The following is a 12451-nucleotide window of genomic DNA, read 5'->3' as shown; positions in this document are numbered from 1 at the left end:
AAACGGTCCGGCCTTGGAGGGGATGACCGCGCGCTGCTGTATTCTCGCCCGAATCGGGCATGCTGCGCTCATCCTGCTAGTGCAGCCGTTCTTGGCATGACCAGTCCAGGCTTATTGTTCTTGACTGGTGAATCGGTTAGGAGCTGAAATCCGTGCGCGATGCACGGATTTTTTTGCATGTTCCGGAAGGGGAAGCGATACAAAGGGCAGGCGGATGACAGGGACATTTCTGTGTGCAACGACAATTTGTTTAAAAAATTAAAGAAATCGAGGTGTTTTTGCATCACCTGACACGCTTTCTGATATAATTGGACTAACTTACATCATCTTACAGTTCGGAATTGCCAGAAGCCCTTTAACAGAATACGAGCGACAATGACAAGTGGGTATATTGCTCCTCACGGATTGCAGCATCCTAGCTGTGACCAAAGCTGTTATAGGTTAATTTTTTCGCCAAATTTCACTAATTTTTTAAATGATTCTTGAAGAAAATGTCGAAATTCATCGAAAACATGATACAATTGTAATATTATAGTAGAAAGTAGTGGGTCTTATTGGGTAAGAGCTCGACGTTAATTATTTGTGTGGCCATTGCAGTTTTGCTAATGGCAGTAAATAATGGATTGAATTACAATTTCATCAAACAAACACTGGAGAGCAATCATCAGCGTGAAATTCAATCCATTGCCGAGCATATCCAGAACAGCATCGAGCAGTCCCGAGCGGGCGCCAAGCTGTATGAGGATATGATTGGCGAGATGCTGCGCACAGCCTCCATAGCCATTCAGCACTCTTTGCCGCCCAAGCTGGAGGACGTGACAACCGAGCAGCTGATTCAATTGAAAAATCAGATGAATCTTGAGGATTTATCTTTAATGGAAAAAACCGCCGATGACATTGTCGTCTCCAAATCGACCAATCCGAATCAGGTGGGTATGAGCACGAAGTCGTGGGGGTTGTGGTACAGAGCCTTCACGGAGCTGTTCGAACAGAAGAATGTAACCCTGGACTGGGGGCAAAAGCTGCCTCATTTTTGGTCCGGTCCTTACGAAGTCGCCACTTCAGATACCAAATCGATTTTGAAATGGGGATACTACTATGACGGGACAACGGATTATATTATCGACCCGTTTGTAGACAACTCGAAATACAGGGCGTACCAGAATACAACCGGGACAGATGCAATCATTAAGAATACGCTGGCGGCTTATCCATTTTTATTGGAAATTACAGGGATTAATCCGCAAACCTTCGGTCAGGAAATCAAATTTGACACGCCTAATGGGGAGCTGGAAACCCTGGTGCATCGTCCTTACTTTCTCGGCAGCTATGAGATGAAAAACGAAAGCAAGGATGCCCTTTACGTGCAGACAGCCATAAATTCGAATCAAACCGTCTCCTACCGGGACGTGCTGAACGACAAGCCGATCGAGAAAACGTTTATTCCTATCGCGACGGATGAGCTGCAGGAGGCGCTCGGAATTAATCCGGTCGGTGTGCATGAAACCCGGAATGTGTATGTTCTATGCCTTGTTTCGGATTACAAGCAGGTTGAATCCAGGATGAATCAGGACTTTTATTCGCTGTTGACTACCATATTCCTCATCTCAGCGGGCAGTATTGTTTTGCTGGTGCTGATTATGCGGATTATTGTGAGGTACAGAGACAAGGCTGTCCAGCAAACAGCCAAAACCTATGCCGAAGAAGTGAACCAGATGTTTCTCAACATCCGGGGCCAGCGGCACGATTTTCTTAACCATGTCACGGTCATTCATTCGTTCGTTCAGCTCCAGAAGTACGATGCCTTAAAAAATTATACGCAATCCCTTATCGGGGAGATTGTGACGCTAAACGATTTGATTCAAATCGGACAGCCGGAAATTGCGGCGATTATCCAAGCCAAAATGGTAGAGGCCATCAACAAAAAAATCGAGCTTGTTCATGAATTTGAAAGCATGAGCAAAATCGCATCCGGGGTAAAAGCCGTAGACATGGTACGGATTATCGGGAATCTGATCGATAATGCATTCGATGAGGTTCAGCAGCTCCCGCCGGATCGCCGGTGGATTCGCTGCCGGGGCTGGCTGGAGGGCAAGCAGTTTCATTTTGCCATCGTGAATCCCGTAACACGGCCTCTGACGCCGGAAGAAACGAAGCAGATGTTCAAGGACGGCTTCAGCACGAAGAATGGCGCCCATTCGGGCCTGGGGCTGCCCATTACCAAGCAATTGATTGTCAAGTATAAGGGCGAGATTCAGGTGAAGCCGGAAGCGGAGCAGATTCAATTTCACATTATGATTCCGATCTCCTAAATGTCGGATCAAGGACGAGATTGTCTCCGCCTTGATTCGAGAAAGGCCGGTGGATTTGCAGCAATTCAAACTGGAATAAGGAACTTCTAAGACTCAGGAGCTAAGCGGATGATCCGTACATATTCTCGCGGACGATAGGGGAATAAAGGATTCGGATCATACGTGGAAAACAAGGAGTAAGAGGATGTCCCCGAAAGCTGGGAGAGGGATGCATATCTCTCACGGACAAGCTCATGATGAAGCACGCCTCCGGCAACCAGGAGAAGGAGGAATACACTGGAGCAGATGACTATTTTTGCAATGGGCACTGGGATAGACTCCTTCCTTTTACTGCTTACTACCAAGTAGTGTCCATTCACGCGCCGCCTTATTCATTGCGAGTACCTGCTTTTTTTATTTTGACATCTCACAGGGCAGACGATATAATAATCTCAGAAATTTGCAATCATTCATTTGACAAACAAATCATTGATTTACCCGGAGGAGCCTGCCAACAGCGGGCTCTTTTTGCGTTTTTTTGGAAATGCTGTGGGTAGAGCACAGATGATGGGAGAGGAGAATGGGAGTTGTCTTTACTGCATGCCGCTATACTGCTTCCTTTTATTGCTTCGGCAAGCAGTCCGCTGCTGCATAAGCTGAGCCGTTTCCATACCGGCTGGTTGATGCTGCCTGTGCCGGTGCTGCTGTTTGTTTATTTTGCGTGCCAAATTCCCATTATTTCGCAAGGCGAGGTCCGGAAGGAGACCATTTCCTGGATTCCATCACTTGGAATCGATTTTACGGCCTATTTGGACGGACTGGGGATGTTGTTTGCCCTTTTGATTAGCGGGATTGGCTCTCTGGTGATTCTGTATTCCATTTTTTATTTGAAGCGGGGCCAGGAAGCGATTCATTTGTTTTATGTGTATTTGCTTCTGTTTATGGGCGCGATGCTGGGTGTTGTGCTGTCGGATCATATGATCGTGTTGTATGGATTTTGGGAGCTCACAAGTATTTCGTCCTTTCTGCTCATTGCCTTCTGGCATGGGCGAGAGAGATCGCGGTACGGTGCCTTGAAATCGATGCTAATTACGGTGTTCGGTGGGCTGGCGATGCTGGCCGGGTTCATCATGCTGTACGCCATGTCCGGGACGTTCAGCATCAGAGAGCTGATTGCGGGCAGCGGCGGCCTTTGGGACCATGAGCTGTTTCTCCCCGCGATGCTGCTGCTTTTGCTGGGAGCCTTTACGAAATCGGCTCAATTTCCGTTCCATATCTGGCTCCCGGATGCGATGGAGGCACCGACTCCGGTGAGCGCATATCTTCATTCCGCAACGATGGTGAAGGCGGGCTTATACCTTGTCGCCCGGTTCAGTCCTGTGTTTGCCGGTACCTCCGTATGGTTCTGGCTTGTTTCAGGCGCTGGTCTAGTGACTTTGATTTACGGCTCGTACCGGGCAATGAAACAAACGGATTTGAAGGCGATGCTGGCCTTCTCTACAATAAGCCAGCTCGGTCTAATCATGAGCCTGCTCGGGCTTGGATCAGCTGCAGGCAGCTATGCGGGTGCGGAGACTTCGCTGTTTTTTGCCAAAGCGACCACGGCGGCTCTATTTCATCTGGTCAACCATGCTGTGTTCAAGGGTACTCTGTTCATGGTCGTCGGTATTGTCGATCATGAAACGGGAACCCGGGATATCCGTAAGCTGGGCGGGTTAATGGCTGTCATGCCGATTACCTTCACAGCAGCGCTTATCGGGAGCTTCTCCATGGCGGGGCTTCCGCCGTTTAACGGCTTTTTAAGTAAAGAAATGTTCTTCACTGCAGTGCTCAATATTGCCCGTACAGATAGTCTTGACCTGCAGGCGTTACGAATGCTGCTTCCAGTCATCGCCTGGATGGCCAGTGTGTTTACGTTTGTGTACAGCATGATTCTGCTGTTTGCCACATTCACAGGTCGTGCGCAACCAGACCAATCAGAAAAGCAGCCGCACGAAGCGCCGCTCGGCATGCTGCTTCCGCCGGTTGTGCTGGCTTCACTGGCTGTGGTGCTCGGGCTGTTCCCGAATGTGCTTGCCTATTCTATTCTGGAGCCCGCAATGGCGGCGATTCATCCCGGCCTGCTGCAGCCACAGGAGCGGTTCCTTGTTTCGATTTCGCATTGGCATGGCTGGACGGCAGAGGTTTTTATGACAATAGGCGTTGTTCTGGGCGGTACGCTGCTGTTCAAGCTGCGCGGCAGACTAAGGGGAATTCGGGAGCCGCTTTTCCAGCGTGTGACTGTCAACCGGGTCTATGACGAAGGCTTGAGACTGCTGCATAAGGCAGGACACCGCTTGACCGGCACGTATATGACAGGCTCACTCCGGCATTACTTGAGCTATATTCTGGTGTTTCTGATTGTAGCCGCCGGATGGGCGCTGCTGGAATCCGGAGCCATTCTGCTAAAAGAAGGGCGCTTCGCGTCCGTGTCACTCTATGAGGCGACAATTAATGTCGCGCTCATTTTGTGCGCGCTTGCGGTTCCTTTTGCCCGTTCCCGGATGACGGCGATTATTTTGACCGGGGCGGCGGGCTATATGGTCACGTTGTTTTTTGTTATTTTCCGGGCTCCGGATCTCGCTCTGACTCAGGTGATCGTGGAGACGGTTTCCGTGGCGCTGTTCCTGCTTTGCTTCTATCATCTTCCTAAGCTGAAACAAGAAGCTGTCAAGCGGCGGGTCAAGGTGACCAATCTTATGATTGCCCTTGGTGTCGGTACGATCATGACCTTAATTGCGCTAAGCGTCAGCAGCAGCCGTTCGACTGACACGATATCGGAGTACTTCCTGAGGAACAGCTACAAGCTGGCCGGGGGCAAGAATGTTGTGAATGTCATCCTGGTGGATTTCCGCGGCTTCGATACCCTGCTCGAAATTGTTGTGCTCGGGATCGCGTCTTACGGCATTTACGCGCTGATTAAGCTGAGGCTGGAACCGGATAGAGAGCATCCGGCATTGCATGGTTCGGCGTATACGGGGCCGAGCATCGGTGATGGTCATCCTGGACCTGGCATTACAGATCATCCCGATCAGAGCAAGCCTGCAGGCCCTAACCGGCTCCTGGTACCGCATCGGGGAAGAAGTAATGATGTTATTCTGCAAGCCGTGACCAAGGTGACGATGTTCATCATTGTCGTGTTTTCCTGGTACTTGTTATTCGCAGGCCACCATCATCCCGGCGGCGGCTTTATCGGCGGATTGATGGCCTCCGCCGCATTGGTGCTGCTGGCTATGGCCATAGGGACAACCCCTTTTCACGCTGCTGTGCCGCTTGATTTCCGCAAATTCACGGCCACCGGTCTGCTTGTGGCTCTGGTCACGGGAATCGGCTCCTTCCTGTTCAAGGCTCCGTTTCTCAGCCATACGTTTGGCTATGTCACTTTGCCGCTGCTTGGCCGAACAGAGCTTGCAACCGCCATGCTGTTTGACCTTGGCGTTTATATGACTGTAGTTGGCATTACAATGACCATCATGCTGACGATAGGGAGGGATAAATAACGGTGGAGATCTATATGTCCTTATCCATCGGTGTACTGTTTACCGCCGGAGTGTATCTCATTTTGTCCAAAAGCCTTCTGCGCATCATTCTGGGCACGTCGCTTTTGACCCATGGCGTCCATCTGCTGCTGCTGACGATGGCCGGACTTAAGACCGGGGCGGCCCCCCTGCTGGGAGAGAAAGCGGACGCCTATACTGATCCGCTGCCCCAAGCGCTGATATTGACCTCTATTGTGATCAGCTTCGGGGTTACTTCCTTCCTTCTGGTCTTGGCCTACAAAGCGTATCAAAAGCTCGGTACGGACGATATGGAGCAGCTAAGGGGGAAAGAGGATGAATAATCTGCTTGTGCTCCCGCTGCTCATTCCGCTATGTACAGCCGTACTGCTGCTGTTCTTGCCCGGTCGCGTGCTGCTTCAGCGCTGGATAAGCGCTATCGGCGTTTTGCTGTATGCGGCTGCTGCCTGCGCCATCGTTTACCAGGTTCGGACCGAGGGCATCCAGGTGCTTCATATGGGGGGCTGGGCACCGCCCTATGGCATCGTGTTCGTAGCGGATATGCTCAGCGCGCTGATGGTTCTTGCGACAGCGGCGGTGGCTGCGTGCTGCTTGCCGTACGCATTCAGCACGATTGGCGCGGAGAGGGAGCGTCATTCCTTTTATGCTTTTTTTCAATTTCTGCTGGCTGGAGTAAGCGGTTCGTTTCTTACCGGCGATTTGTTTAATTTGTTTGTCTGCTTTGAAGTGACGTTAATTTCTTCTTATGCGCTGATTGTACTGGGAGGAACAAAGCGGCAGCTCCGGGAGTCCCTGAAGTATATCGTAATCAATATTTTGTCCTCCGCTTTGTTTGTTGCGGCCGTCGCTTACTTGTACGGGGCCGCCGGAACCCTGAATATGGCCGATTTGGCGCTGCGTATTGCCGAAACCGGACAAGATGGCGTGCTGAACGTGATTGCCATTTTGTTTCTGATTGTATTTGCTCTCAAAGCCGGGTTGTTTCTTTTTTTCTGGCTTCCCGGCTCCTACAGCGCACCGCCTGCTGCGGTGGCCGCGCTATTCGGCGCTTTGCTGACCAAGGTGGGCTTGTATGCCTTAATCCGCACATTTACTCTGCTTTTTTACCACCGGCCGGATATAACCCACAGCTGGATCGGCTGGATGGCGGCGGCGACCATGATGTTGGGGGCGATCGGAGCTATTGCGTATTCGGACATTCAGCGAATCCTGAATTACAATGTCGTGATCAGCGTGGGCCTTATTGCATTCGGATTGGCAGTGTCCACGGCGGATGCCTTGAATGGCGCAGTGTTTTATCTGCTGCATGACATGATCGCCAAGGCGCTGCTGTTTATGATTGGCGGATTTATTGTCCATGTATCCGGCACAAGCCGGCTGCAGGAGATGGGCGGCCTGATCAAGCGCTATCCCCTGATGGGCGGGATGTGCTTCATTTCCGCTTTGGCGGTTGCTGGAATTCCCCCGTTAAGCGGCTTTACCGGCAAGCTGCTGCTGCTCCGGGGCGGACTGCAGGAGCAGTATTATGGACTGACAGCCATCTCGCTGGCATCCAGTCTTATCGTGCTGTACTCCCTCATTCGCGTCTTCATGCACGCTTTCTGGGGAGAGGAAAAGCCGCGCGCTCTCGCAGCGCCGCTGCCGGGCGGCAGATCCAGTATTCCAGCCGCCGGGTTATGCTTGATGGTAGTCATGATGGGACTCGGCTCTGAGCAGGTATATCAGTTCGTTTCAGAGGCGGGCAATACACTGCTGCAGCCGGCTTTTTATATTAATGCTGTTTTGAAGGAGTAGATGAGAGTGGGCATGCAGATCGTGTTGAATAGTATCATCGCTGTCGTCTGGATATTTCTTCAGAACGAGTGGTCGCTCTCCCAGTTCTTGATCGGTTATGCCGCAGGAATCGGCTGTATCGTGCTGCTGCGCCGGTTTTGGCCGCAGGGGCTGTACCTGGGCAAAGCCTGGGCGTTCGCAAAGCTTCTTCTCCTGTTTAACAAAGAGCTGCTTCTGTCCAGTTGGGCGGTGCTCCGGCATATCGTTCGTCCGCAGCTGTCGATTCGTCCCGGTATTGTCGCCATACCGACCGAACTGGAAACCGATTGGGAAATTACGGCGCTTTCCTGCCTCATCTGCTTGACGCCGGGTACACTGACTCTGGACGTATCTCACGACCGCAGGACACTGTACGTTCATGCAATGGATATTGAAGACGCGGAGCTGTTGTCCCGCCAAATTAAGGACTCGTTCGAAAAAGCGATTATGGAGGTGACGCGCTGATGCTGTTCCATCTGCTTCTTGTGTCACTGGGCATTCTGGCGCTGTCCGCGCTTGGCTGCATGTACAGATTGCTTGCCGGTCCTTCCGTATCTGACCGTATTGCCGCTTTGGATACGATCGGTGTGATCATGCTCGCGATGATTGCCGTGATTGGCATCCTGCTGCGCACATCGGTATATTTCGATTTGATTTTAGTCATTGGCATTTTAACCTTTATCGGCACGACTGCCTTTGCGCGTTATATAGAGAGAGGGGAAGTGATGGAGCATGGAGACGATTCGTTTCATCGGTGAGCTTGGGATTGGCCTGATCGTCCTGATAGGCGCCGTCGTATGCGCATTGAGCGTATTCGGGCTCATCCGGCTGCCTGACGTGTACCTGCGCTCGCATGCGGCGACGAAGAGCGCCACGCTTGGCGTGCTGCTGGTGCTGGCGGGAGCATTCCTTTTTTTCGGATTTTACCTCGGAGAGTTTAACGGCAAGCTGCTGCTTGGCATCATCTTCGTCTTTTTGACCGCGCCGGTGGCGGGGCATTTGAATGGCCGGGCGGCTTATCGCTCCGGGGTTCCGCTATGGCATCAGAGCGTACAGGATGATTTAAAGCGGGAAGCCCGTGCCGGACAAACACAGTCCGCAGAGGATAAGCAGACAGAACCGAGATGAAAAAGGGGGCTTCATAAAGCATGCCGGACCGGATTGCCGAGCTGCCTTATTTTAAAGTGGAACGAAGGATTAGCGGGAAATCTCAACAAACGCTTGTACTGGAACGCCTCAAGGATAAAATTGTGACCTGCCGCCGGGAATTTCCGGTCCGGGATGTGCTGGATATCTCGTACCGGAAGCTGGGCGGTGAGGAAGGTATCGTGTACCTCCATACGCAGCAGGGCGTATTCCCGTACACCGTCAATAAGGAACCCCACAAGCTTATTGATGAATACAAGAAGCTTAGCAAGGGAAGCTAGCGGGAGCTGACCCAACAAATCGAATGAATCTGAAGCTGGAAAAAAGAATTTCGCAAGCATAGAAGGGGAATTCGCGGCTTAAACATCGCTGCCGGAGGCAGGGTTAAACCCTGGTGCCGCACCGTGCACAGCTTCCGGCGTGCGGTGTTTTGCTGTATAAACACGCTGCTTAACAGCGATGAAATAAACGATTGACATGTATAAGCCGCCGCATTATATTAGTTGTACATACAAAATAAGAAGGAGAGGGACCATGGACGACGGCTTTCTGCATAACTGTTTGTTTTTTACCGCGAACCGATTGAGCCGTGCGATTACGAAGATGGCGGAAGAAGAATTCGCCTCGACAGGCTTGACACCGATGTACGGTTATCTGATCCGGCTCGTCAACGGAACCCCGGGCATTACTCAGAAGCAGCTGGCGGAGAAGCTGTCCATCACGCCGTCTACGCTGACCCGCTTTGTCGATAAGCTGGAGGGCAAGCAGCTGGTTCAACGGAAGGTGCATGGCAAGACCGTGCTCGTTTATCCGACTGAGAGGGGCATCGAGCTTGAGCCGGCTATTCGTCAGGCTTCGCGAAGCTTGCGCCTGCGCTACGACGAGCTGCTCGGCAAAGAAGCCGCCGATGAGCTGTCCAGAACGATTGAGCGCACCATTGAACAGCTGGAGGGGTGATGGCGTTAGCCCTCAGTCCCAGCGTGCCAGTAGCAGTGCAGCCGAAGCAGTGCTGCTGTCCGTTCATGAAGGCGGATAACCGTTAGCTTAGCTGTAGGAGCCAATTCACAGACGGAGTGCTTTTTAAAGAATAAAGCATCTGTCGTCAAAGGAATACATAATGAATTATTATGCATTTATATTTGTATGTACAACTAAAATAGATGTTTACTGGAGTGAATGCTATGAATGCAAGCCTGAAAGCATCCCGGTTTTATTACGGCTGGATTATCGTACTGCTGACTTTTATTACATTGCTCGTTTCCGCCGGAATCCGGGCGATGCCGAGTATTCTTATGCTTCCTTTTGAAAAAGAGTTCGGCTGGAGCCGGGGGAGCATCTCCGGCGTCATCTCGGCCGGTATTTTTTTGTACGGTCTCGTTGGCCCGTTCTCTGCGGCGCTGCTGGCCAAGTTCGGGATTCGCAGAATGCTGGTCATTTCGCTGGCGATTGTAGCCCTTAGTCTCGTTATTACCCCGTATATGACGGCTTTGTGGCAGTTCCAGCTGCTGTGGGGCCTGGTGTCGGGGCTCGGGACCGGAATGATGGCGAACGTGCTCGGCGTTACGGTTACAAACCAGTGGTTCGTCAAGCGAAAAGGGCTTATTGTCGGCCTGCTGACCGCCAGCGCAGCGACGGGACAGCTGCTGTTTCTTCCGATGCTGGCGCAAATTACAGTCACCTCCGGGTGGAGAGCTGCGGTGTTTGCCGCTTCGGCTGCGGTTTGTCTTCTGCTCGTGGCGGTGGCCATCTGGATGCGCAATCATCCGTATGATGTCGGAGCGGCGCCGTATGGAACGGAGGAGGTCGTCAAGCCGGCTGAATTTCAGGGCAGCATTTTTATGACGCCGCTGCGTACGCTTCGTTCAGCCCTTGGCAGCAAAACCTTTTGGCTGCTGGGAGGCACCTTCTTCTTCTGCGGCTTCTCGACAAATGGGCTGATCGGTACACACCTCATCGCTGCATGCGGCGATTACGGAATTCCCGAAGTGATGGCGGCGGGGCTGCTGGCTATGATGGGGCTTTTTGATCTGATTGGCACGACGTTATCCGGCTGGTTATCCGACCGTTACGATAGCCGCTGGCTGTTGTTCTGGTATTACGGGCTGCGCGGGCTTTCCCTGCTATATTTGCCCCAGGCTCTCGAATCCAGCCCGATGGCGCTGACGGTGTTCTCGGTTTTTTACGGCCTGGACTGGATTGCTACTGTACCGCCGACAGTCAAGCTGGCTTCGCAGGAATTCGGCAAGGAGAATTCGGGTATGATTTTCGGCTGGGTCGTGGTCGCTCATCAAATCGGCGCTTCCACGGCCGCGTACGGGGCCGGACTGGTCAGAGAGTCACTGGGAAGCTACAGCATTGCTTTTCTCGGAGCAGGCTTCATCTGTCTCGTTGCAGCCATAATGGCGCTGCGTATTAACGGGGCGGGAACCAAGCTGCAGGCATCATAAAGCTTGAGGCTGCTTGGAGGCTTGGAATGGGGGCCGTTTGGAACGTGCGCCAGCCTAAGGCGTGCGTTACTTCCTCCACGAAGAAAGTCAAGACCCTTCGCCGGATTTATCCGCTGACAGGGTTTGCCAGCTTGGACGGGCCTGGGCGATAAATCCTGACGGCATGCTGCAGCGAAACGGGCTGCTCAGCAAAGCGCAGACAGACGAGCTGGAGACTTGGCTGGACATGATTTCGTATGCGGTGATGGTTCTTTTGGAAGGTGACGGCCAGCTGGAGGAGGCGCTATGGGGATACAGGGAGTATAGGAAGGAAAGGGAAGCGAAGCAGGACCAGGTCCTGCTTTTTTTGTTGTTTCGCAGGTTGGCTTTCATTTAAATGATGGGCTTTATCCGATTATAAACGCTTACCCGATAATAAAAGCAACCATGGCTCCGATACCGGCAAGTGTAAACAGGCCTCCACCAATCCGGGTGGATAGCTTATACAGGCCGGACGGCTCTGTGGCATCGCTAGATTTCCAGCTCTCGGTGATGACCCACATCGTTTGAGGGCGGATCAGCATGAATAGACCAATGATAATCAATAGAATTCCAAGAGAAATCACAGGCTCCCCTCCTGACGGAAGTTTGGGTTGGCTTATTATAGCATGAAGTCAGTTGCGATATACAATGATAGTTAGTTGGCGAATGGAATGCGTGTCATATTACGGAAGAGCTTACGTCCAGCCAATGTGTACTGACGAGCTTCTACAGACTGCTGGCCTGGATGCTCCGGCCGGGGAGAACGACGATGAAATTCATTCTTTCAGATCATCCCGTATTTTGCTAAAATCACCTGTAGTTAGAATTTATTAATAACGAATGACGGAGCTTGCAAACAGCAGAACGGGGGACATGATGATTAGAATGGATAGCGATGGTGAAGCATACTGGACGGAAACGGTTGATTGTAAGCGTCTAATAACCAGGTGTATTGAAAAAGAAAAACCCATGGCTCTGAGGATCCACAGGCTCTACGTTATGTACAATGTTGCCCGACTGCCGGACTCCATGGGAGGTACGCATCAAGCAACTCCGGCTGCTGACGAAATGCAATCGCTGGTAACTGCTGCAACAGATAGACTAGATATTTGTACGGGCTCAACCCATTTGCCTTTGCGGTCTCTACGATGCTGTAGATCGCTGCACTTGCGGTTGC

The 12451-nt window shown here is 51.9% G+C and carries 13 protein-coding genes; 11 read left to right on the top strand and 2 right to left on the bottom strand.

Going from position 1 to position 12451, the window contains the following annotated elements:
- Positions 1 to 605 precede the first annotated feature (605 nt).
- The 11 genes from WBG83_RS10835 to WBG83_RS10785 all read left to right on the top strand — a co-directional run bounded on the left by WBG83_RS10835 (position 606) and on the right by WBG83_RS10785 (position 11629).
- A complete protein-coding gene (locus WBG83_RS10835; protein ID WP_336745037.1) occupies positions 606 to 2312 on the top strand; it encodes a sensor histidine kinase in 1707 nt (568 codons plus the stop codon).
- Between the two features lie 566 nt (positions 2313 to 2878).
- The gene (locus WBG83_RS10830) at positions 2879 to 5830 is read left to right on the top strand and encodes a Na+/H+ antiporter subunit A (protein ID WP_336745036.1); all 2952 of its coding nucleotides are present in this window, start codon (positions 2879 to 2881) and stop codon (positions 5828 to 5830) included.
- Between the two features lie 2 nt (positions 5831 to 5832).
- The gene (locus tag WBG83_RS10825; protein ID WP_336745035.1) at positions 5833 to 6171 is read left to right on the top strand and encodes a Na(+)/H(+) antiporter subunit C; all 339 of its coding nucleotides are present in this window, start codon (positions 5833 to 5835) and stop codon (positions 6169 to 6171) included.
- Positions 6164 to 7642: a Na+/H+ antiporter subunit D gene (locus WBG83_RS10820; protein ID WP_336745034.1), complete on the top strand. Its 1479-nt coding sequence runs from the start codon at positions 6164 to 6166 to the stop codon at positions 7640 to 7642. Before WBG83_RS10825 ends, WBG83_RS10820 begins: the two co-directional genes overlap by 8 nt.
- Before the next feature lie 6 nt (positions 7643 to 7648).
- The gene (locus WBG83_RS10815) at positions 7649 to 8125 is read left to right on the top strand and encodes a Na+/H+ antiporter subunit E (protein WP_336745033.1); all 477 of its coding nucleotides are present in this window, start codon (positions 7649 to 7651) and stop codon (positions 8123 to 8125) included.
- A complete protein-coding gene (locus WBG83_RS10810) occupies positions 8125 to 8418 on the top strand; it encodes a Na(+)/H(+) antiporter subunit F1 (protein WP_336745032.1) in 294 nt (97 codons plus the stop codon). Before WBG83_RS10815 ends, WBG83_RS10810 begins: the two co-directional genes overlap by 1 nt.
- Positions 8393 to 8788: a monovalent cation/H(+) antiporter subunit G gene (gene mnhG, locus WBG83_RS10805; RefSeq protein ID WP_336745031.1), complete on the top strand. Its 396-nt coding sequence runs from the start codon at positions 8393 to 8395 to the stop codon at positions 8786 to 8788. Before WBG83_RS10810 ends, mnhG begins: the two co-directional genes overlap by 26 nt.
- A 20-nt stretch (positions 8789 to 8808) precedes the next feature.
- Positions 8809 to 9087 carry a hypothetical protein gene (locus WBG83_RS10800; RefSeq protein WP_336745030.1) on the top strand — a complete coding sequence of 93 codons (279 nt, stop codon included), beginning with the start codon at positions 8809 to 8811 and terminating at the stop codon, positions 9085 to 9087.
- Between the two features lie 253 nt (positions 9088 to 9340).
- On the top strand, positions 9341 to 9763 hold the full coding sequence (locus tag WBG83_RS10795; RefSeq protein WP_336745029.1) for a MarR family winged helix-turn-helix transcriptional regulator: 423 nt from the start codon (positions 9341 to 9343) through the stop codon (positions 9761 to 9763).
- Between the two features lie 224 nt (positions 9764 to 9987).
- Positions 9988 to 11253, top strand: coding sequence for an MFS transporter (locus tag WBG83_RS10790; RefSeq protein ID WP_336745028.1), 1266 nt, complete (start codon positions 9988 to 9990; stop codon positions 11251 to 11253).
- 61 nt (positions 11254 to 11314) lie between these two features.
- Complete coding sequence (locus tag WBG83_RS10785) at positions 11315 to 11629, top strand: hypothetical protein (protein ID WP_336745027.1); 315 nt, start codon at positions 11315 to 11317, stop codon at positions 11627 to 11629.
- A gap of 28 nt (positions 11630 to 11657) precedes the next feature.
- Here WBG83_RS10785 and WBG83_RS10780 read toward each other — a convergent pair whose 3' ends face one another.
- Positions 11658 to 11858: a DUF6199 family natural product biosynthesis protein gene (locus WBG83_RS10780; RefSeq protein WP_336745026.1), complete on the bottom strand. Its 201-nt coding sequence runs from the start codon at positions 11856 to 11858 to the stop codon at positions 11658 to 11660.
- A gap of 413 nt (positions 11859 to 12271) precedes the next feature.
- Positions 12272 to 12451 (bottom strand): transposase domain-containing protein (locus WBG83_RS10775; RefSeq protein ID WP_336744726.1); only part of this gene is annotated, 180 nt, incomplete at its 5' end.

The organism is Paenibacillus sp. y28, assembly GCF_037137075.1.
In the GTDB taxonomy this organism is placed as follows: domain Bacteria; phylum Bacillota; class Bacilli; order Paenibacillales; family NBRC-103111; genus JBBBNV01.
This window is presented reverse-complemented; position numbering and strand designations above follow the sequence as displayed.